General features: G+C 60.9%; 21 protein-coding genes and 1 pseudogene. 14 read left to right on the top strand and 8 right to left on the bottom strand.

The window, feature by feature from the left end; translation table 11 throughout:
- Positions 1–25 precede the first annotated feature (25 nt).
- Both AC1DIS_RS15240 and AC1DIS_RS15235 read left to right on the top strand, forming a co-directional pair.
- The gene (locus AC1DIS_RS15240; RefSeq protein ID WP_018926571.1) at positions 26–1018 is read left to right on the top strand and encodes an NAD-dependent epimerase/dehydratase family protein; all 993 of its coding nucleotides are present in this window, start codon (positions 26–28) and stop codon (positions 1016–1018) included.
- A 116-nt stretch (positions 1019–1134) separates the two neighbouring features.
- Positions 1135–2004, top strand: coding sequence for a hypothetical protein (locus tag AC1DIS_RS15235; RefSeq protein ID WP_018926570.1), 870 nt, complete (start codon positions 1135–1137; stop codon positions 2002–2004).
- A 248-nt stretch (positions 2005–2252) separates the two neighbouring features.
- Here the strand turns inward: AC1DIS_RS15235 and AC1DIS_RS15230 are convergent, their stop codons facing one another.
- A complete protein-coding gene (locus AC1DIS_RS15230) occupies positions 2253–3770 on the bottom strand; it encodes an MDR family MFS transporter (protein WP_477744535.1) in 1518 nt (505 codons plus the stop codon).
- 78 nt (positions 3771–3848) lie between these two features.
- Entirely contained in the window at positions 3849–5042 is a 1194-nt protein-coding gene (gene pobA / locus AC1DIS_RS15225) for a 4-hydroxybenzoate 3-monooxygenase (RefSeq protein WP_018926568.1), read from the bottom strand.
- A 179-nt stretch (positions 5043–5221) separates the two neighbouring features.
- Here pobA and AC1DIS_RS15220 point away from each other — a divergent pair, with 179 nt between their 5' ends.
- The gene (locus AC1DIS_RS15220) at positions 5222–6133 is read left to right on the top strand and encodes a helix-turn-helix domain-containing protein (RefSeq protein ID WP_019581529.1); all 912 of its coding nucleotides are present in this window, start codon (positions 5222–5224) and stop codon (positions 6131–6133) included.
- 22 nt (positions 6134–6155) lie between these two features.
- Here AC1DIS_RS15220 and AC1DIS_RS15215 read toward each other — a convergent pair whose 3' ends face one another.
- Together AC1DIS_RS15215 and AC1DIS_RS15210 are read right to left on the bottom strand one after the other, a co-directional pair.
- The gene (locus AC1DIS_RS15215; RefSeq protein WP_167331182.1) at positions 6156–6332 is read right to left on the bottom strand and encodes a hypothetical protein; all 177 of its coding nucleotides are present in this window, start codon (positions 6330–6332) and stop codon (positions 6156–6158) included.
- Between the two features lie 94 nt (positions 6333–6426).
- Positions 6427–7332: a LysR family transcriptional regulator gene (locus AC1DIS_RS15210; RefSeq protein WP_019581528.1), complete on the bottom strand. Its 906-nt coding sequence runs from the start codon at positions 7330–7332 to the stop codon at positions 6427–6429.
- 114 nt (positions 7333–7446) lie between these two features.
- Here AC1DIS_RS15210 and AC1DIS_RS15205 point away from each other — a divergent pair.
- Positions 7447–8190, top strand: a pseudogene (locus AC1DIS_RS15205) (MBL fold metallo-hydrolase); the annotation flags it as partial.
- A gap of 113 nt (positions 8191–8303) precedes the next feature.
- On the top strand, positions 8304–8918 hold the full coding sequence (locus tag AC1DIS_RS15200) for an NAD(P)-dependent oxidoreductase (RefSeq protein WP_138866899.1): 615 nt from the start codon (positions 8304–8306) through the stop codon (positions 8916–8918).
- A 60-nt stretch (positions 8919–8978) separates the two neighbouring features.
- Here AC1DIS_RS15200 and AC1DIS_RS15195 read toward each other — a convergent pair whose 3' ends face one another.
- On the bottom strand, positions 8979–9860 hold the full coding sequence (locus AC1DIS_RS15195) for a LysR substrate-binding domain-containing protein (protein ID WP_018926562.1): 882 nt from the start codon (positions 9858–9860) through the stop codon (positions 8979–8981).
- 159 nt (positions 9861–10019) lie between these two features.
- Here AC1DIS_RS15195 and AC1DIS_RS15190 point away from each other — a divergent pair, with 159 nt between their 5' ends.
- From AC1DIS_RS15190 to AC1DIS_RS15165, 6 genes are all read left to right on the top strand, one after another.
- The gene (locus AC1DIS_RS15190; protein ID WP_018926561.1) at positions 10020–11657 is read left to right on the top strand and encodes a 5-guanidino-2-oxopentanoate decarboxylase; all 1638 of its coding nucleotides are present in this window, start codon (positions 10020–10022) and stop codon (positions 11655–11657) included.
- Positions 11658–11665: 8 nt separating this feature from the next.
- A complete protein-coding gene (locus tag AC1DIS_RS15185) occupies positions 11666–13114 on the top strand; it encodes an aldehyde dehydrogenase family protein (protein ID WP_305411337.1) in 1449 nt (482 codons plus the stop codon).
- A gap of 218 nt (positions 13115–13332) precedes the next feature.
- Positions 13333–14436 (top strand): extracellular solute-binding protein, encoded by a 1104-nt coding sequence (locus AC1DIS_RS15180; RefSeq protein ID WP_258672554.1) that lies wholly within the window; start codon positions 13333–13335, stop codon positions 14434–14436.
- 203 nt (positions 14437–14639) lie between these two features.
- Complete coding sequence (locus AC1DIS_RS15175; protein WP_019581522.1) at positions 14640–15548, top strand: ABC transporter permease; 909 nt, start codon at positions 14640–14642, stop codon at positions 15546–15548.
- Positions 15545–16393, top strand: coding sequence for an ABC transporter permease (locus tag AC1DIS_RS15170; protein WP_258613202.1), 849 nt, complete (start codon positions 15545–15547; stop codon positions 16391–16393). Before AC1DIS_RS15175 ends, AC1DIS_RS15170 begins: the two co-directional genes overlap by 4 nt.
- An 18-nt stretch (positions 16394–16411) precedes the next feature.
- Positions 16412–17467, top strand: coding sequence for an ABC transporter ATP-binding protein (locus AC1DIS_RS15165; RefSeq protein WP_018926556.1), 1056 nt, complete (start codon positions 16412–16414; stop codon positions 17465–17467).
- Positions 17468–17590: 123 nt separating this feature from the next.
- Here AC1DIS_RS15165 and AC1DIS_RS15160 read toward each other — a convergent pair whose 3' ends face one another.
- Positions 17591–18520: an AraC family transcriptional regulator N-terminal domain-containing protein gene (locus AC1DIS_RS15160; protein ID WP_476212286.1), complete on the bottom strand. Its 930-nt coding sequence runs from the start codon at positions 18518–18520 to the stop codon at positions 17591–17593.
- Between the two features lie 336 nt (positions 18521–18856).
- On the opposite strand from AC1DIS_RS15160, the gene AC1DIS_RS15155 reads away from it, so the two are divergent.
- Complete coding sequence (locus tag AC1DIS_RS15155; protein ID WP_026286455.1) at positions 18857–19210, top strand: putative quinol monooxygenase; 354 nt, start codon at positions 18857–18859, stop codon at positions 19208–19210.
- A gap of 41 nt (positions 19211–19251) precedes the next feature.
- Positions 19252–19482, top strand: a complete 231-nt coding sequence (locus tag AC1DIS_RS15150) for a hypothetical protein (RefSeq protein WP_018926553.1) — start codon at positions 19252–19254, stop codon at positions 19480–19482.
- Here the strand turns inward: AC1DIS_RS15150 and AC1DIS_RS15145 are convergent, their stop codons facing one another.
- Positions 19483–20112: a flavin reductase family protein gene (locus tag AC1DIS_RS15145; protein ID WP_018926552.1), complete on the bottom strand. Its 630-nt coding sequence runs from the start codon at positions 20110–20112 to the stop codon at positions 19483–19485.
- 160 nt (positions 20113–20272) lie between these two features.
- Positions 20273–20464, bottom strand: a complete 192-nt coding sequence (locus AC1DIS_RS15140; protein WP_018926551.1) for a hypothetical protein — start codon at positions 20462–20464, stop codon at positions 20273–20275.
- A 206-nt stretch (positions 20465–20670) separates the two neighbouring features.
- Here AC1DIS_RS15140 and AC1DIS_RS15135 point away from each other — a divergent pair, with 206 nt between their 5' ends.
- A complete protein-coding gene (locus AC1DIS_RS15135) occupies positions 20671–21426 on the top strand; it encodes a COG4705 family protein (protein ID WP_477780952.1) in 756 nt (251 codons plus the stop codon).
- The last annotated feature ends 33 nt before the right edge of the window (positions 21427–21459 follow it).

The raw sequence follows: 21459 nt of genomic DNA, 5'->3' as shown, positions 1-21459 counted from the left end.
CAAAACGAAATATTCGGAGCAATACATGAAGATTCTGGTCACCGGCGCAAGCGGCTTCATTGGCGGACGCTTTGCGCGTTTTGCCCTGGAGCAGGGCCTGGATGTGCGGGTCAACGGTCGCCGGGCCGAGAGCGTCGAGCATTTGGTGCGCCGTGGTGCCGAGTTCATCCAGGGCGACTTGAGCGACCCGCAACTGGCGCGCGACCTGTGTTCCGACGTCGAAGCCGTGGTCCATTGCGCAGGCGCTGTCGGTTTGTGGGGGCGCTATCAGGATTTCCATCAAGGCAACGTCGAGGTCACCGAGAACGTGGTCGAGGCCTGCCTGAAACAACGGGTGCGGCGCCTGGTGCACTTGTCGTCGCCATCGATTTACTTCGATGGCCGCGATCACCTGGGGTTGACCGAAGACCAGGTGCCCAAGCGCTTCAAGCATCCTTACGCCGCAACCAAATACCTGGCCGAGCAAAAAGTTTTCGGTGCGCAGGAGTTCGGCCTCGAAACCCTGGCCTTGCGCCCGCGCTTCGTGACGGGCGCAGGCGACATGAGCATTTTCCCCAGGTTGCTGAAGATGCAGCGCAAAGGGCGGTTGGCGATTATCGGCAATGGCCTGAACAAGGTTGACTTCACCAGTGTGCAAAACCTCAATGAGGCGTTGTTCAGTAGCTTGCTGGCCAGCGGTTCGGCCTTGGGCAAGGCCTACAACATCAGCAACGGAGCACCGGTGCCGTTGTGGGATGTGGTCAATTACGTGATGCGCAATATGGATGTGCCACAGGTGACCCGTTACCGTTCCTACGGCTTGGCCTACAGCCTTGCCGCGCTCAACGAGGGTGTTTGCAAGCTGTGGCCGGGTCGTCCCGAGCCGACCCTGTCGCGGCTGGGCATGCAGGTAATGAACAAAAATTTCACCCTGGACATCAGTCGCGCCCGGCATTATCTGGATTACGATCCGAAAGTCAGCCTCTGGACCGCCCTCGATGAATTTTGCGCCTGGTGGAAGGCTCAGGACATTCGCTGACACACAAGGGCCGGCCCTCACTGAACCGAGTTCGGGGTTCAGGGTCAACCGGTGCGGCAGCGAGGGTTATACTTCGCCGCATCAAGCCATCACCGCGTTTTACAAAGGTTGACTCAATGTCCATGCGTAACGATGCCAACGACGACTTCGACGATGTACCGAGCCTGCGTGCCGACAGCCTCGACGACGATGATTTTCCGACCACCGCGCGCACTTCCGTGCATTCGCGCACCACACCGGTAGTCAAGGTCAAAGGCCCGAGCACCGGCCCGCTGTGGGCGTTGGTCGGTGCGTTGTTCTTTGCCTTCGCTGGCCTTGCCTGGTGGAGTTTCCAGCAGATATCGCTGATGGAACAACAACTGGTGGCGACCCAGGAAAGTTTCGCCCGTATCAGTGAGGAAGCGGCGGGGCGCTTGCAGGACATTTCCGGCAAGGTCGTGGCCAGCCAGTCCACGGTCAACACCGGCAGTGAAGCGTTGAAGCTGCAAATCAAACAACTGGAAGGCAAGCTCCAGGACCAGAGCAAACAGCTGGAAAGCAAACTCCAGGATCAGAGTAAACAGCAGCAAGGCGTGCTCGGCCAGACCTCCGATCTGGACAAGCGCCTGGCGCAAATGACCACGCAGGCCAGCGAACAACAAGCCGCCAATGCTCAGTTGCAGGCCCAGGTCAAAGCCTTGAGCGGCGAGCTGGCCGCGTTGAAGAGCGCACCGGCCGATACCAGCAAAGTCGACGCCCAACTCAAAAGCCTTGGCGCCGATATCGCTGCGCTGAAGCGGCAAGGCAACCCGAGCGCTGCAGTCGAGCGTCTGGAGCAAGACATGATCGTGCTCAAAAGCCAACAGGACAACCGCCCGGCCGCCGCGCAAGGTGGTAACAATACTGCCGAGTTCGACGCCTTCCGTGGCCAGGTCACCCGCAACATCAACACCCTGCAGGCGCAGATCCAGAACCTGCAACAACAGCTGCACGCCCGGCCTCAATAGCCCGATGCGGTGATGTTGTGTGGAGTGGGCCTGTGGAGTGGGACTTTTGTGGCGAGGGAGCTTGCTCCCGCTCGACTGCGCAGCAGTCGCAAATCAGGCACCGCAGGTTATCTGAATAGCGGTGTTGAATGGGTTTGGGGCGGCTGCGCCACCCAACGGGAGCAAGCTCCCTCGCCACAGAAAGCAACACAACGCCTGGTCGTTAGTGGTGTCCGGGTTGACGTCTTCGCGGGCAAGCCTCGGTCTTTCTAGCGAACCTTGTCTTCCCGCCCGCGCAACACCCTGTTCGGCATGGCAATCGCCGCCACCAACCCCAGCAGCGACACCGCCGCGCTGACCATCAGCAAATGCCTGAAGGTCAGCAGCAGCTCGGCGCGCAAGGCGTTTTGCGCATCCCCCGGCGCGGCGTTCAAACCATCGAGCAAGACATTCCCCGAACGCCCCTCGGCAATCAGCGACGAGCCGGCCAGGTGCGCGAAACTGGAATCCTGCAACAACGCCAGCAACAGTGCCGACATCAACGCCACGCCCACTGCGCCGCCCAGAGCGCGGAACAGATTGGTGGTGCTGGTGGCAACGCCAATGTCCCGTTGATCCACCGAGTTTTGCGTGCCCACCAACGACGTCGGGAACTGCATTCCGCTGGCGATGCCGCTGAGCAACATGAACAGGCTGCTCAGCACGAACGCCTGCGGCGCACTGAACGCCATGCCGAGAATYGCCAACGGCATGAGCAACGCGCCGGTCAGGATCATCGGTTTGTAACGACCGGTCACCGAGGTCCGGCGCCCGGCGAAATAGGCGCCTATCGGCAAGCCCATGGCCAGCGGCAACAGGTGCAGTGCCGCGCTGTCGGCCCCGGCGCCGGTGACGCTCTGGAAGCGCAGCGGCATCAGCACGATCAGGGAAATCGCCTGGAAACTGGTGAAGAAAATCGTGCACCAGCAAAGGATCGCATTGCGGTTGGCGAACAAATGCATCGGCAGCAACGGTTCCCGCGCCCGCCGTTCATGCCAGACGAACACCGCCAGCACCGCCACCGCACAACCGAGCAAACCCGCCACTTCGGGACTGCGCCACGAATGCCCCTGGCCAACCTGAGTGATGCCCAGCAACAACGCCGTCAGGCCAATGATCATCAGCAACGTACCGAGGTAGTCGATGATCGGCTTGCGCTGCGGCACCGGCAGCCCTACCAGCGTGCGATAAGCCACCCACCAGGCACCCAGGCCCAACGGCAGGTTGATCAGGAATACCCAGCGCCAGGACAGGTATTCGGTCATGTAGCCACCGAGTACCGGGCCGGCCACGCTGGCCACCGCGTACATGCTGCTGAAATAGCCCTGATAGCGACCGCGTTCGCGCGGTGGAACGATGTCGCCGATGATCGCCTGGCTCACCGAAATCATTCCGCCGGCGCCGATGCCTTGAAAGATCCGCGCCAGCACCAGTTGCTCCATGCTTTGCGCCATGCCGCAGAACAATGAAGCCAGGGTGAACAAGCCCATGCCGAACAGCATCAACCGGCGGCGGCCATACAGATCGCCGAGCTTGCCGTAGATCGGCACCGCCACGGTCATCGCCACCATGTAGCCGGAAATGACCCAGGCCAGCAGGCTGACGTCCTTGAACTGCGCGGAAATCGCCGGCATCGACACAGCGACGATGGTTTGGTCCAGCGCGCCCAGAAAGATCGCCAGCATCAGGGCGATCAGCACGCTGCGAATAGCCGGTTTGGGCGTTTCAGGCCGGTTGAGATTGGTCACGGTAAAACCTGCGGACAGTAATGGACCCGCAAGGAGCAAGGCGAGCGGGAGTGCTCGCCAGTGTAAGTCGGTAGGAGCCTATTCGATAGCCTCGTATGGAAGGCCGACGTAGTTTTCCGCGATGGTTTTTCGGCCCGCCTCGGAGTCAACGAAATAGGCCAGTTCCGATTCGCTGATGCGCTGACTGAACGCGTCGTGCTCGTCGAAGCGATGCAACATCGAGGTCATCCACCAGGAAAACCGTTCGGCTTTCCACACCCGCCGCAGGCAGATTTCGGAATACTTCTCCAGCAAATCAACACGGCCTTCGCGGTAAACCTTCAGCAGAATATTGAACAACGTACTGACGTCGCTGGCCGCCAGGTTCAGGCCTTTGGCACCGGTGGGCGGGACGATGTGCGCGGCGTCGCCGACCAGGAACATCCGCCCGTACTGCATCGGCTCGACCACGAAACTGCGCAGCGGCGCGATGCTTTTCTCGATCGACGGGCCGGTCACCAGCACATCGGCGAGGGCCGCTGGCAGACGGGATTTGAGTTCGTCCCAGAAGCGTTGGTCGGACCAGTCATCGACCTGATCCTGGGCCGGTACCTGAAGGTAATAACGGGTGCGTGTCGGCGAACGCATGCTGCACAACGCAAAGCCCCGTTCATGCCGCGCATAGACCAACTCCTCGTGAACTGGCGGAGTGTCAGCGAGAATCCCCAGCCAGCCGAACGGATACACCCGCTCGAATACCTTCAGGCAGTCGGCAGGAATCGACTGTCGCGCCACGCCATGGAAACCGTCGCAACCGGCGATGTAGTCACAATCGAGTCGATACGTTTCGCCGTCCTTGTCGAAGGTCACATAGGGTTCAGCGCTTTTCATGCCGTGGGGGACGACGTTGCCGGCCGAATAAATTGTCTGCGCGCCAGTGTCCCGACGAGCGGCCATCAGGTCGCGGGTGACCTCGGTCTGGCCATACACCATCACGGTTTTGCCACCGGTCAATGTTTGCAGATCGATGTGTACCCGGCGCCCGTCCAGGGCCAGTTCGAAGCCGGTGTGAACCAGCCCTTCGGCGTCCATGCGCTGGCCCACTCCGGCCTGACGCAACAGCTCTACCATGCCTTGTTCGAGGACACCGGCACGGATGCGTCCCAGCACATAGTCCGGGGTCTGGCGTTCGAGAATCAGGGTGTCGATGCCGGCGTTATGCAGCAATTGGCCGAGTAGCAAACCAGAGGGGCCGGCGCCGATGATGGCGATTTGGGTTTTTAGTGTTTTCATTGTTTTTATGACTCGCAAGCTCCACGCGACCAACGCCGGTGGATGATTTTTATGGATCGAGTGCTTGCATTTTTCACTTGCGGGTCCGTCAATTGAAGGTGAAAACTGAGCCGATACCTGTACATTCTGCCAATCGGTGCGATTATCGCCCCGTTACCTTCGAGGCCTGGATTGAAGTGATGAACAAGCCCGCCCTGCCATCGATTCCGGTGTTCAAACTCTACGGTGAAAGCCTGGATTGGCCGACCCCCGATTTGCTCCACTGTGAAACCATTTCAAAACGCAGCCGCGAACATCAATGGGAAATAAAACCCCATCGCCACGCTGATTTGTGTCAGTTGCTCTTCGTCTTCAAAGGTCAGGCAGAGCTTGAGATCGAAGGGAAACGCTCACAATTGGCTGAGCCGGCAATCATCATTCTGCCGCCGTTATCGGTGCATGGTTATCGGTTTTCCGAGGACGTCGAAGGGTTCGTCGTCACCCTGGCCGCGCCACTGGTCGCCCATCTTCAGGCGCAGTTGGGCAATTCGGTAAATGCCCTGGCCCAAGCCGAAAGCTACCCGGCGGGCAAGGACAGCGAGTACCTCAACAGCCTGTTTTCAGCGCTGCAAAGCGAATACACCGGCCATCAACCGGCGCGGGAAATGCTCATGCATTCTCTGGTCAGCGTGATCATGGTGTGGGTCAGCCGCCAGGTGATCCAGCGCCGCGCTGCCAATCAGCGTCCGCAGCGTGCCCGGGAATACCTCAACGGTTTTATCCAGCTGGTGGAGGAGACCTATCGCCAGCACGTCAAGGTCGAGGACCTGGCCCATCGGCTGGGGATTTCCGTGTCTCACCTCAACGGCACGTGCCGTGAACTGGCGGGGCAGCCGGCGTTGCAGATCATGCACGAGCGTCAGTTGCTGGAGGCCAAGCGCTTGCTGACCTACACCAGCATGACCATTTATGAAATGTCCGATGTGCTGGGGTTTTCCGATCCGACCAACTTCACACGCTTGTTCCGACGTCGGGTGGGGATCTCGCCCAAGGCTTTTCGCGACCGCTTGAAAGCCGATCAGGACGCTGCCGATCAGAAGAGCGAGGCCTGACCCCCTCGCCACAAGGTGTTCGTCAGCGGAGGGCGTTGAGGCTTGCGCTGTGGGGGATGCAGCGCTCGAAGTTGCAGCTCGCGAAGTCATGGGGCACTTTGCGCAACTGTTCGACACGCCAGGCGGCTGTGCCATACAGCGCCAGCGTCGCCGCGCAGGTGATGAAAATGGCGAGGTATCTTCTTGTTTTGATGTTCATGGCGTTGACCTCTGAACGAATACCCTTGGGTACTGCTTTGAGCATAGGTCAGCGCCGGTGAGTTGCCATCAAAACCACCCCACATTCACTCCGGTTAAAGGCCCACATCCCATGCCGGTTCTTCGGGAAATCTGAGCACCAGAAAATCCAGCATGCTGCGCAACGCCACCGGCATGTGCTTGCGTGAGGCATACACCGCATAGATGTTCATCTGACGGGGCTCGGCCTGGGGCAGCAGGCGGATCAGTTCGCCGCTGTGGATATGCATGCCGGCCAGGTAACTGGGCAGCATCGCCACACCGGCCCCGGCCATCGCCGCGCGCAACAGCGTGCTGGCTTCGTTGGCGCTGATGTTGCCCTGTACCGGCACCGAGACCGGTTCGCCATCCTGCTCGAAATGCCAGAGGCTTTTGCCGAAGTAGGAGTGGGTCAGGCAATTGTGCAGGCTCAGGTCTTCGACCCGCTGCGGCGCCGGGTGCTCGCGCAGGTAAGCGGGGGAGGCGCAGATCACCGAGCGGCACACCGTCAGGCGCCGGGCGATCAGGTTCGGGTCCAGGTCGTTGCTGGTGCGGATGGCCAGGTCGATGCGCTCATCCACCAGGTTCACCGTGCGGTCGAGCATTTGCAGATCGATGCTTACGCCGGGGTAACGTTTGACGTAGGCGGCCATGGCATCGGCCAGTTGCGCCTGGCCGAACGAGGTGCTGACGCTGATCCGCAGCAGGCCGCGCGGTGCGTCGTCCGGCTCGCTGACGGCGGCTTGCATGTCGCTGGATAAATCGAGCATCTGCCGGCACCGGGGCAGGATTTCACTGCCGGCGGCGGTCAGGCTCAATTTGCGCGTGGTGCGGTGCATCAGGCGTGCGCCGACCCAATCTTCCAGCTCCGCCAGATACCGTGAAACCACCGGCCGCGACAGGTCCAGGTGATCGGCGGCGGCCGATTGGCTGCCCAGGTCCACCACCGTGACGAACACCCGCATTGCTTGTAGACGATCCATGATTTGCCCGCTTTCAGAAACAAACTATGTTCAAGCATCGCATTTTTTGTATCGAACCAGGCAACTAAGCTCTGTCCCATCGCCAAGCACGGCATTCGGACAACGGAGCAACAGATGATCGGCTTCACTTCAATCAAACGCATTCTTCTGGCAACCGCCGCACTGGGCTTCGCGGCCCACGCCGCTGCGGCGTCGACCCTGACCCTGGACGTCTACAACCCGGGCACCAACGCGATCTTCCCAGTGACCTCGGTACTGGTCAGCGGCGAGAAGGAAGCGATTCTGGTGGACGCACAATTCGGCAAGTCCCAGGCCGAACAAGTGGTGGAAAAAATCCGCGCCAGCGGCAAGCAACTGACCACCATCTACATCAGCCACGGTGACCCGGATTACTACTTCGGCCTCGACACCCTCACCCAGGCGTTCCCGAACGCCAAAGTGCTGGCCTCGCAACCGACCGTTGATCACATCAAGAAAACCGTCGACGGCAAACTGGCGTTCTGGGGTCCGAAAATGGGCGCCGACGTGCCGAACAAAACCATCGTGCCGCACGTGCTCAAAGGCGACAGCCTGATGCTGGAAGGGCAGAAACTGCAGGTGCTCGGCCTGGATGGCAAGCAACCGGATCGCAGCTTTGTGTGGATTCCGTCGATCAAGGCAGTGGTCGGTGGCGTGGTTGTCGCCGAAAACATTCATGTGTGGATGGCTGATACCCAGACCGCGCAGTCCCATGCCGATTGGCTGACGACGCTGCACACGATCGAAGCCTTGAAGCCGAACACCATCGTGCCGGGTCACTACCTGGGCGACTCCCGCTGGAGTGCGAAGCGCTCCCTGCACTCCATCAGGCACACCGCATTTACAGGTTTTACGACTGCTTCGCAGCCGAGCGGGAGCAAGCTCCCTCGCCACAAAGGTTGTGCTGATTACACACACGCTATACATCACAGTTACATCAACTGGAGAACGTCATGAGCAAAATCGCAATCATCGGTGCCACCGGTCGTGCCGGTAGCCAACTGTTGGAAGAAGCCCTGCGTCGCGGTCACAGCGTCACCGCCATCGCCCGCGACACCTCTAAAATCGGCCAGCGTGCCGGTGTCGTCAGCAAAAACGTCGACGTGCTCGATGCTGCCGCTTTGCAAGCCGCCGTCGCTGGTCATGATGCAGTAATCAGTGCTGCACATTTCTCCACCATCCCCGCCAGCGCCGTCATCGAGCCGGTGAAGCAGGCCGGGGTCAAGCGTCTGCTGGTGGTGGGCGGTGCCGGTTCGTTGTTGCTGCCGGGTGGCACCCGGGTGATCGACAGCGAAGGTTTTCCGCCGGAGTACAAGGCTGAGGCCAGCGCCGGTGCCGATTTCCTCAACACCTTGCGTCAGGAACAGAACCTGGACTGGACCTTCCTGTCGCCGTCGGCGGAGTTTGTCGAAGGTGAGCGTACGGGCACGTTTCGAGTCGGCAAGGATGACTTGCTGGTGAGTGCGCAGGGCCGCAGCTGGATTACCTTTGCCGATTACGCGATCGCGTTGCTGGATGAAGTGGAAACACCGAAGCATTCCCGCCAGCGGTTTACGGTCGGGTATTAATTTCGCAACACCACATCCCCTGTAGCAGCCGAACGCAGGCTGCTACAGGGCGATTTCGGTTCAGCGTGCCTGCGCCTGCTCCACCAACCACCCCATCAATTCGCGCAACTTCGGCGAAGGCGCAGGTTTTTCGGGGAACACCAGGTAATACGCCAATCCGGTTTTCACCTTCAAATCAAAGGGCATGACCAGCCGCCCGGCGCTCAGGTCATCGCCGATCAACGACCAATCGCCAATCGCCACGCCTGTCCCCTGGGACGCCATCGACATCGCCAGGTCCAGGGTTTCGAAATGCTGGCCCTTGCCGACATTGCTCAGATGAATATCCGCCGCTTTCAACCAGGCTTTCCAGTCCCGTTCATCCCGGGTCGGATGCAGTAACAAGTGCTGTTGCAGGTCTGCCGGTGTCTGCAAGGCCAGTGGCCCTTCAAGCATCGGCCGGGAACACACGGGCGTCAGTTGCTCATCGAACAAATGATGGGAGGCCAGTGAGCTCTCCGGCGGCGGGCCATACATCACCGCCGCGTCGAATTGTTCACGATGAAAGTCCACGCCGTGTTTCACCGTGGTGGTCAATTCCACCGGCACATCCGGGCGTTCCTTTTGCCACTGCAACAGGCGCGGCAACAGCCAGCGCATCACGCAGGTCGGCGCCTTGAGTTGCAAGGTTTCGCGCTTCTCGCCGATCTGCTCCACGGCCTCATCGATCAGGCCGAAAATCTGCTGCACCCGTGGCAACCACTCACGTCCTTCGGCGGTCAGGCTCAAGCCCCGCGCCTGGCGAATGAACAGTTCATAGCCCAGATGATCTTCCAGCCCGGCGATCTGCCGGCTCACCGCGCCTTGGGTGATGTGCAGCTGTTCGGCGGCCCGGGTGAAGTTGCAGCACTGCGCGGTGATCAGAAAAGTGTGCAGCGCCGGCAGGGGAGGCAGTCGTTTCATTGGGATCCAAGGTATGACGTGAGGACATGGCTAGTATGACTTTTTATCCATTGTTGCGGCTACGTGTCGCCCGTTCCAATGAGGCCATTCCCGGGCCTGCCAATCCATCATAAACACTGCGCAGGCCCGGCGTCTCAAACGAACAAAAAGGGCAAACACATGGCGACGTGCGGCGAAGTATTGGTCAAGTTACTCGAAGATTACGGGGTCGAGCAGGTGTTCGGCATTCCCGGGGTGCATACCGTGGAGCTGTATCGCGGGCTGGCCCGTTCGAGCATCAACCACGTCACTCCACGTCACGAACAGGGCGCCGGGTTCATGGCCGACGGCTATGCCCGCACCAGCGGCAAACCGGGCGTGTGCTTCATCATCACCGGTCCAGGCATGACCAACATCACCACCGCCATGGGCCAGGCTTACGCCGACTCGATCCCGATGCTGGTGATCTCCAGCGTGCAATCGCGCAGCCAATTGGGCGGCGGGCGCGGCAAGCTGCATGAGCTGCCGAACCAGAGCGCACTGGTCGGCGGCGTGGCGGCGTTCTCCCATACCTTGATGTCGGCGGCGGAATTGCCGGGCGTGTTGGCGCGGGCCTTCGCGCTGTTCCAGGCCGGGCGTCCGCGTCCGGTGCACATCGAAATCCCGTTGGACGTACTGGTCGAAGAGGCCGATGACCTGCTCTCCAGCGTGCCAGTGAACATCGATCGTGCCGGTGCTTCGCCCAGCGCGATCAGCCGCATGACCGACCTGCTGGCCGGTGCCAAACGCCCATTGATTCTCGCGGGTGGCGGCGCCATCGATGCGGCGGCCGAGCTGACTGAACTGGCCGAGCTGCTGGATGCGCCAGTGGCCCTGACCATCAATGCCAAAGGCATGCTCGAATCCAGCCATCCGCTGCTGATCGGTTCGACCCAAAGCCTGGTGGCCACCCGTGCGCTGGTGGCCGAGGCTGACGTGGTGCTGGCCATCGGCACCGAACTGGCCGAAACCGATTACGACATCACCTTCGCCGGCGGTTTCGAAATCCCGGGCGTGCTGCTGCGCGTGGACATCGACCCAGACCAGACCGTGCGTAATTACCCGCCGAAGGTGGCGTTGGTGGCCGACTCGCGCAATGCCGCCCAGGCCCTGCTGAGTGCGCTGTCCCACAAGTCGCTGGCCGAGCGCCGCAATGACTGGGGCCAGGTGCGCGCCGCTCGCTTGCGAGAAGAGCTCGCCGCGACCTGGGACGCCCCGACCCTGGCCCAGACCCGCTTCCTGGAAACCGTGCTGTACGAATTGCCGAACGCGGTGTTCGTCGGCGATTCGACCCAACCGGTGTACACCGGCAACCTGACCTTCAACCCGGAGCGTCCGCGTCGCTGGTTCAACTCGTCCACCGGTTACGGCACCCTCGGTTACGCCTTGCCGGCGGCGATTGGCGCCTGGCTCGGTGGCAGCGTCGAAGGCGGCACGCGCCCTCCGGTGGTGTGCCTGATCGGCGACGGCGGCCTGCAATTCACCTTGCCGGAACTGGCCAGTGCGGTGGAAGCGCGTACGCCGGTGATCGTGTTGCTGTGGAATAACCAGGGCTACGAAGAGATCAAGAAATACATGGTCAACCGCGCCATCGAGCCGGTGGGCGTGGACATCTATACCCCGGACTTTATCGGTGTGGCCAAGGCCCTGGGCTGTGCGGCCGAAGCGGTCAACAGTGTTGACAGCTTGCGTGATGCGTTGCGCCTGGCCACCGATCGTCAGGGCCCGACCCTGATTGAAATCGACCAGACCCAGTGGATGAAGGCGGTGTCGCAATGAGTGCTCCCATGACCTTTCCGACGACCCTCGACGGCCTGTTCATCGATGGCCAATGGTCCGCTGGCAACGAACATCTGCGCGTGATCAACCCGGCGACCGAAGCCCTGCTGACCACCGTTAACGGCGGCGATGCACACGCTGTCGATCAGGCCGTCACCGCGGCGGCCAACGCTTTTAAGCAATGGTCGAAAACCACCGGAGCCGAGCGTGGGGCGATCCTGCGCAGAATCGCCGCAGGCGTGCAGGCCGGGCGTGAACAGTTGATGAAGTTGCAGTCGAGCAACAACGGCAAACCGCTGTTCGAAGCGGCCATCGACGTCGACGACGTGATCGCCACCTTCGAGTATTACGCCGGTCTGGCTGAAGGCCTGGACGCGAAACAAGACAGTGTCGTGGCATTGCCGAGCGACGATTTCAGCGCCCGTTTGCGCCGCGAACCGTGCGGTGTGGTGGGGCTGATCGTGCCGTGGAATTTCCCGATGGTCACCACCGCCTGGAAACTCGCCCCGGCCCTGGCCGCCGGTTGCTGCGTGGTGCTCAAACCGTCTGAAGTGACGCCGCTGCCGGAACTGGAACTGGCGACGATCATTGCCGAGGCCGGTGTGCCAAACGGTGTGTTCAACCTGGTCTGCGGCACCGGCCTTGCGGTCGGCGCACCGCTGTCGGCTGACCCGCGCATCGCCAAGATTTCCTTCACCGGCAGCAACGCGGTGGGCGTGCAGGTGATGCAGCGGGCAGCGGAAACCGTGAAAGGCGTGAGCCTGGAACTGGGCGGTAAATCCTCGCTGCTGGTGCTCGCCGATGCCGACATCGAACTGGCTGTGGAAGTGGCCTGCGGCGGCGGTTTCTTCAACGCCGGGCAGATGTGTTCGGCGACCAGTCGTGTGCTGGTTGCCGATGAGTTGGCGGATGAATTTGTCGCGCGATTAAAGGCCCGTGCCGAAGCCATTCGCGTGGCCGACCCGTTCGACCCGAACGTGGAAATGGGCGCACTGGTCAACCAGGCGCAATACCAGCGGGTGCTGGGCCACATCGATCGCGGTTTGAGCGCTGGCGCGAAGCTGATCTGCGGCGGCAATCGTCCGGCAGACCTGTCGCGCGGCTACTTTTTGCAGCCGACCGTTTTCATCGACGCGCCCCTCGACAGTGCGTTGTGGTGCGAAGAGATTTTCGGCCCGGTGATTTGCGTGCGCAGTTTCAGCTCTGAAGCCGAGGCGATCGCCTTGGCCAACGACAGCCCGTTCGGTCTGGTGGCCAGTGTGGTCACGCGCGACAGCGAGGCCGCCGATCGGGTCGCCAACGCTTTGCAGGCGGGGCTTGTGTGGATCAACGCGCCGCAAGTGATCTTCCCGCAGACCGCCTGGGGTGGCTACAAACAGAGCAGCATCGGCCGCGAATTGGGGCCGTGGGGCTTGCAGGCTTTCCAGGAAATCAAACACGTGATTCGGGCCGTCTGACAGCACGAAAACAGTGAGCGCATGCCTCTTGATGAGGCATGCGCCAACGTCATGGCTTCAATGAGTATTTATCGATAGTCAGGTGTTTTGCACGACCTCAGGATGAACCCGCCGGTCAAGCTCAAGTCCTTTGAAACCGGGGACTTCAAGCCGAACTGGCCGCGCGGATGCAACGGTTGCGACCAACCTCATACTTAAAAAAACAAAGGGAGTCCTTCATGGGCGAGCACGATCTGAACAGACGTCAATTCATCAAAACCGTGGGCGTGGCCTCGGTTGCCGCGGCAGCCATGAGCATGCCGTTCATCAAGGCCAACGCCAGCGACACGCGCTTTGCGGGCAAGACCCTGCGCCTGCTGACCTGGTCCGATGACACTGGCCTTGCAGCACTGCGCAACATCGCGGCGACCTTCGAAGACAAGTACGGCTGCAAGGTCATCGCTGACCGCACCGGCAGTACCTCGGAAATGGTCGCCAAACTCAAGGCCGGCGGTGATCGTCCACAGTACGACATCATCACCCTGGCCGGCGTCGGCGCCGAAGGCCTGGCCGCCGCCAACCTGCTGGAAAAACCCGACCTCAACCGCATCCCCAACCTGGTGGACGTGCCGGAGAAATATCGCACCGGCGCCAATGGCCACGGTATCGGTTACCTGCTGTGGTGCAACAGCCTGGTCTACAGCACCCGTACCCAGAAAGAAGCCCCGGACAGCTACGCCGCGATGTGGGACGCCGACCTGGCGCCGAACATTTTCCTGCCGCCGCCGAACTGGACCGAGGCCATGGACCTGATCATCATCGCCGCCAAACTGGCCGGTGGTGACGAACACAACATCGAGCCGGGCTTCAAGAAACTCGCCGAGCTCAAGAGCCGCGTGGTGACCCTGGGTGAAAACCCGAACCAGATCGCCGAGCTGTTCCGTACCGGGTCCCTGGACATGGGCGGCTTGTACGCACCGGCGTTTTTCCCCAAACAGATCCGCGACCCGGCCTACGGTCTGGGCGCCACGTTCGGCATGAAGGAAGGTTTCTACACCGACCTGATGCTCTCGGTGATGCCGAAAAACCGTCCGGGCGATACCGACCTGGCCTACGCCTTCATCAACCACTCTCTGGACCCGCTGGTGCAGGGCAAGATGGCCGAAGACATCTACAACGGTCCGGTCAACGCCAAGGCGATCATCTCCGCCGAAGCCCGCAAGAGCCCGTATATCCTTACGCCGGAGCAGATCGCCGAGAAGGCGATCATGCACGACAACGCCTTCCTGGCCACCGTGCATGACCAATGGATTCGTCGTTACACGGAAATCTTTTCTTCCTGATTTCTGCGGTTTGAAGATTCATTGTGGCGAGGGAGCTTGCTCCCGCTCGGCTGCGTAGCAGCCGCAAAACCAGGCACCGCGTTCTATCTGAAAGGGCGCGGTGATTGATTGGGGTCGCTGCGCAACCCAGCGGGAGCAAGCTCCCTCGCCACAGGTTTTGCCGAATCTCAGTCTTGCTGCTTTCCATTGACGAGACCCTTGCTATGGAACACCAACCTCTGACCCATCCGGTAAGCGTCGCACCCACGCGCGCTAATCGGGGTGTCTCACCGACAGTGCGTGCGTGGTTTTTCCTGTCGCCGTCGATGCTGTTTCTCGGCGTGCTGATTGCCGCCAGCCTCCTGGTGCTGCGCATGAGCGTGGGCACCAAAGGTGCGGAGTGGTCCGGCTTCAGCCTGGCCAGTTACGCGCAATTGCTGGAACCGTACTACCTCAAATCCTTGCTGCTGACCCTGCGCCTGGCGCTGATCAGCGCGGTGATCGCGGTGCTGCTGGCGATCCCGGTGGCCTACACCATGTCGCGGCTGACCTCACCGTTCGTGCGGCGGATTTTCCTGGCGGCGGTGCTGTTGCCGTTGCTGGTCAACCTGTTGCTGCAAAGCTACGGCTGGCTGGTGATTCTCGGCCCGGGCGGGATGCTCAATCAGGCGCTGATGGGCCTGGGCCTGATCAAGCGGCCGATCATGCTGCTGTACAACCAGAACGGCGTATTGATGGGCCTGGTGCAAACCGCGTTCCCGTTGGCTGTGCTGCCGATTGCCAGTGCCATGCGCGGAGTCGCCCGCACTTACGAAGAAGCCGCTGCAACCTTGGGCGCCAGTCGCCTGCAGGTGTTTCGCCAAGTGGTGTTGCCGATGAGTTTTCCGGGGATCATCACCGGCGCGACGTTGGTGTTTGCCTACAACGCCAGCAGCTTCGTGGTGCCTTTGCTGCTCGGCGGTCGGCGCGTGCCGATGCTGGCGGTGATGGTCCATGACCAGATCGCCCCGCTGATGAATTGGCCCGCCGCGTCCGCTGCCGGCGTGGTGCTGATCGTTACCACCCTGGCAATCATGACCTTGTCCGAATACATCACTGGCCGTCGTCGGCGCATGCTGGAGGCTTCCCAATGAGCACTTTGATCAAGAAGCGTCAGTCGTTGCTGCCGGGCGATACCGGCAAGTTCGCCGGCATCCTCTCGGGCTTCATTTTGCTGTTGGCGGTGCTGCCGATCCTGACCATGATCGTCATGTCGTTCAGCGGCGCCTCGAACCTCGACTTTCCGCCCAGCAGCTACAGCCTGCAATGGTACAAGGCCGCCTGGCACACGTTCGTCTCACCGGATGCCAGCGACGTGCTGAGCCTGGGCAAAGCCATGAGCACCAGCCTGATGGTGGCCTGCCTGACCATGATCTTCGCCACGATCATCGCGGTGCCGGCGGCTTACGCGCTGACCCGTTGCGAGTTCCGCGGCAAGGCCGTGGCGCTGCAATTGATGTCGCTGCCACTGGTGTTCCCGATGGTGGTGTTGGGCCTGGCCTTGCTGCTGGTGTTCGACAGCCTGCCATTCCAGATCACCACCTCGCGGCTGGTGATTGCCCATGTGATTCTAGCGCTGCCGTTCGTGGTGAAGAACTGCACGGCAGCGATGCTCTCCATCGGCAGCGAAGTCGAAGAGGCCGCGCAAATGCTCGGCGCTTCACCGACTCGGGCGATTGTCGATGTGGTGGTGCCGTTGATGAAGTCGGGGATTCTGGCGGGCATGCTGCTGGCGTTCATCGTCTCGTTCAACGAATTCACCGTGACCTATTTCCTCTACACCATCGACGTCATGACCGTGCCGATCTGGATGTACAGCCGCACCGTGTCTTCGCTCGACCCTACCGTTTTCTCGTTTGCCGTGCTGATCGTGCTGATCGACTTCGTGCTCATTTGGGCGCTGGAAAAGTTGGTTGGCGAAGGCGGCGTTTCGTTCTGATTTCTTGAGGTGATTCAAATGACTGGTCTGATTCTGGAAAACGTCGAGAAACATTACGGCTCGGCCTGCGCGGTAAAGGATGTAAACCTGCATTTGCCCGAGGGCAAACTGGTGTGTTTCCTCGGCCCGTCGGGCTGCGGTAAAACCACTTTGCTGCGGATGATCGCCGGGCTCGAAACCCTGACCGGCGGCGAGATTCGCCTGGACGGTGAAGACATCGGCCATACCCCTGCGCATCAGCGCAATTTCGGCATGGTGTTTCAATCCCTGGCGCTGTTCCCGCACATGACGGTGGGGGAGAACATTGCCTATCCRCTGAAACTGCGTGGGGTCAGCAAGGCTGATCAGCAGGCGCGGGTGGTGGAGTTGCTTGAGCTGATTCAACTGCAGGAAATGATTGATCGCCCGGTGGCGAAACTCTCCGGCGGTCAGCGTCAGCGTGTGGCGATTGCCCGGGCGATTGCTTCGCGGCCGAAAATCCTGCTGCTCGACGAACCGCTGTCGGCGCTGGACGCCAAGTTACGCGAGTCGATGCAGGTGGAAATCCGTCAGCTGCAACAGCGCTTGAACATCACCACCATCATGGTCACCCACGACCAGCGCGAAGCCATGACCATGGCCGACATCGTGGTGGTGCTGGGTGAGCATCGGGTGCAGCAGGTGGGCACGCCGATTGAGATTTATCGGCACCCGGCCAACGAATTCGTCGCGGACTTCATCGGTTCGGGGAATATTTTCCCGGCCACGGCGTTGGGCAATGGCAAGGTCAGCCTGCCCGGCGGTGATGCGCTGCAAGTGCCGATCTGCAGCAGCATCGTGGTGGGGGAGAAGGTGAAAATGCTGATTCGCCCCGAAGACCTGCAGCTGTCGCAACCGCAGGCCACGGCGGGGAATCGCTTGCTGGGCAAGGTGACGTTTGTGCGGGATATCGGCGCGACCATCGAAACCACCGTCGAATGTTCCGGGGTGTCGTTTACCGCGTTGAGCACGCCGTGTCAGGACGTTGGGTTGAGCATTGGCAATCCGGTGTCGGTGACCTTGCCGGCTGAGGCGTGCCGAGTACTGAGCGCCTGAACAAACACCCCCATCCTCGTAGGAGCGAGGCTTGCCCGCGAAGGCTATTTCATACTCAGCATTGATGCTGGCTGATACGACGCCTTCGCGGGCAAGCCTCGCTCCTACAGGGTATGAATCTGATTACACGGACAACCGCAACCGCGCCAAATCCCGCAGCGGCGGTGCCCCGAACAATCGGCTGTACTCGCGGCTGAACTGCGAAGGGCTTTCATACCCCACCCGATACCCTGCCGCCGACGCTTCCAGCCCTTCGGCCAGCATCAACCGCCGCGCTTCTTGCAGGCGCAGCTGTTTCTGATATTGAAGCGGACTCATCGCCGTCATCGCCTTGAAGCGGTGATGCAGCGTCGACACGCTCAGGTTCACTTCCCGCGCCAGATCATCGATGCGCAGCGGTTGCTCATAATTGCCGTTGAGCCATTTGATCGCCTGGCCGATGCGATGGCTCTGGCTGTTGGCGATGGCAATCTCATACAGCCGATGCCCCTGCTGGCTGCGCAACAGCCGATACAGAATCTCCCGACGAATCAGCGGCGCCAGCATGGCGATGTCTTTCGGTGTGTCCAGCAAACGCGCCAGGCGCAGCACGGCGTCGAGCATGGCCGCGTCGATCCGCTCGACATACAGGCCTCGGCCCGTGGGCCGTGTGGGCAGGCCGATGGGGCCGGCGTCGGCAATCAGCGCGGTGATTTCCGCCGGGTCGATGTCCAGCCGCACCGCGAGGATCGGTTCTTCGGGCGAGGCATTCACCACCCGCCCGCTCAGGGGCATCGAGACCGATACCACCAGGTAATTCAGCGGGTCGTAATTGAAGTGTTCGTCCGCCAACCGAACTTCCTTGCGTCCCTGGGCCATGATGCACAGGGCCGGTTGGGCCAGCCCCGGGGCGAAATCATGGGATTTGCTGTGACGCGACATGAACAGCGAACCGACGGCGGTGGCGTAGGAACCATCGTCCAGCGTGTTGCGACGGATGAGGTCGGCCAGTTCCGCGCGCTGTTTTTCCATGTCAGCGGGAAGCGGAGCCTGAAAGTGATCGAGCGACGACATGCAGGGAATCCTCCGTGAAGTGTTGGTCATGGGCCGAGCTTAAATTTGTGCAAGGGACAGCGGTAGACACATCCTGTCAAAAGCTTGCCTGATTCTGCGCGGGGTGAATACACGAGGCTGCCATAGCAGGGCAACGTGGATGAAACTTGCTTAAAAGTGGTGTGACAGCGGTGTGACAATACTTTGCGCGCTGTTACAGAGGCTTTTTGCAGTTGCGCAGGATTGTGCAATAAGCCGGCAGAAATCGACTAACGCTGACTGTGATGCGCCGCCTAATCTTGGATCCTGTCGCAGCCCGTCCCACGGCTGCCACTCGACTCCCTGGGAGGGTTGAACATGTCTACGCAGATCCCCGTCAGTCATATGGCCTTCGTTCGCGCCCGCGCCGGGCGTTCGGCAGAACTCGGTGCGCGCCTGAGCGCCCTGATCGAACCGTCGCGCAACGCGCCGGGTTGCCTGAGCTTCGCCCTGCAGCACTCGCAATGTGATCCCGAGCTGTGGCTGGTGTCCGGTTTCTGGGCCAGCCAACAGGCGATGACCGCTTACTTCGGCAGCCCGGCGATGCAGATTTTTGCCGAACTGGTGCAGGAAATGGTGGTCAACAGCCTGGATTTCCATACTTTCAAGGATGTCTCGGCGACCCAGGCCCTCGGCCAGTCCCAGGCAGCGGTACACAAACTGGCCGGTTGAGGGTTTAATGGCGCAACTCTCCATTAGCCAGGATCCGCGACATGGCACGTAAAGCCTTTGAACACTTCGAAGCCGTTTCAGCAGTAGTACCGAGCGAGGGCGGTTACCACGCCGCGATTGCCGTCAAAGCCCTCGGTGGTTCCGGTGCCCCGGTTTTTCACAAAGTGCTGGAAGGCCAGACGTTCAAGACCGCTCATGAAGCCGACGAGGCCGCGGCCAAAGAGCTGACCCACCTCAAAGACGTCAAACAAGACGCCGACCTGCTCTGGTAATCACTTGACCGCCCCCGGGCGGAACATCTTGAACAGTGCCTCTGGCCCCAGCTGAAAATAATCCGCTGGCCCGCCGCCGCGCAGAATCGGTTCTGCCGCGGCGGTGTCGTACACCCCATCCTTCAACAGCCATTTGGCGATGTGCACGGCGACCACTTCGCCGAGAATCAGCCAGCTCGGCACCACTTCCTTGTTGGCGCGCTGCAACTGAATGATCTGCGTGACCTTGCACTCGAAGGACACCGGGCTTTCGGCGACCCGTGGCACCTGAATGATCTTCGACGCGGCGGTGGTCAGCCCGGACAGTTCGAACTCGTTGACTTCCGGCCCGACCATGGCGCAGCTCTGGTTCATCTGCTCGGCCAGCGGACGCGTCGCCAGGTTCCAGGCGAACTCGCCGGTCTGCTCGATGTTGTTCAGGCTGTCTTTGCGCCCGACACTGGAAAACCCGATGATCGGCGGGATGTAGTTGAAGGCGTTGAAGAAGCTGTAGGGCGCCAGGTTCAGGCGACCGTTGGCGTCCTGGGAGGAAATCCAGCCGATGGGACGCGGGCCGACGATGGCGTTGAACGGGTCATGGGGCAGGCCATGGCCGTTGGCGGGTTCGTAGAAATGGATATCGTCGGGCATGGAGTGAATTCCTGAGGGCGTCCGGGAGGTGAGCATGGTGCAAGGGCCAGCGGCAGATTTCAATCAGTGGGAGTGGGGCTTCTGTGGCGATCACCGGGTTTTGCTTTCCCCAGAAATGACTAAGCCCGGCCAGAGCCGGGCTGTGTGGTGCGTACAGGGATCAGTTGGTACGGGCAGCGTCGGTGCGATCGACGCTGTCGGTAGCGACTTTGGCCGCGTCGGTGCGGCTGTCGTCTGCGGTGTTGCTTTGCGCAGTGAAGACGGCGGAACCGGTGCGGTCGTAACCATCGGCGGCGAAGGTATTGGCCGCCAGCACAGAGAGGGTCAGGGCAAGCATCAGTTTGGTTTTCATGGGTAACTCCAGTTTGCACATTGCAATGAATTGATCGACGGGGGGCAGGATGCGTACTGGGCATTAACCAGCGATTAATCGGGCTCTCTTGTCTGCGTGACAGAATTTTCATCCTGCACTTACCTATTTTTCACCGCTCCACCGCCAGTCTGCGCACCGGTCAATAACCCGAAGAAACGACTGCCACGAACTGGAGCTTGCCTTGAATGAATAAACTTCCTCAGATCACCCTGGCGTTCTGGGTCATGAAAATCTGCGCAACGACCCTGGGTGAAACCGCGGGGGATTTGTTGTCGATGACCCTTAATGTCGGTTACGCCATCAGCTCGCTGATTCTGATCAGCGTCTTTGTGCTGACGCTGGTCACGCAGTTGATGTCCAAAACCTACAAGCCGGTGCTGTACTGGATCGTGATTCTGTYGACCAGCACCGCAGGCACCACCATGTCCGACTTCATGGACCGCACCCTTGAATTGGGCTACGCCACGGGTTCGATGATCCTGATTGCGATTCTGCTGGGGATATTCGCGGCCTGGCGCTTGAGCGGCGATTCGCTGAACGTCACCAAGGTCCAGACCTTCCGGGGCGAGATGTTCTATTGGATGGCGATTCTGTTTTCCAACACCCTGGGCACGGCGCTTGGCGATTACCTGGCCGACGACTCGGGCCTGGGTTTTGCCGGCGGCGCACTGTTGATCGGTTCGACCATTGCGCTGGTGGTGCTGTTGAAATACTTCACGAAGATTTCGTCGGTGCTGCTGTTCTGGGTGGCGTTCGTGTTGACGCGGCCATTCGGCGCAACCTTGGGCGACTTCCTGACCAAACCCCATGCAAAGGGTGGCCTGGATTTGGGCACCATCGGTTCTTCGCTGGTGTTGGCGGGGGTTCTGGTGGTGATGATTGCGGGGGCGTCTTACGTGCAGGGCAAGTACGCGAAGCAGACGGCGGCTGAGTTGACCTGATACCGAGGTGTCCCGTTCGCGGGCAAGCCTCGC

This window comes from Pseudomonas sp. 05N433, assembly GCF_056396925.1.
The sequence above is the reverse complement of the archived record's forward strand: the minus strand, read 5'-3'. Positions and strand labels throughout refer to the sequence as shown.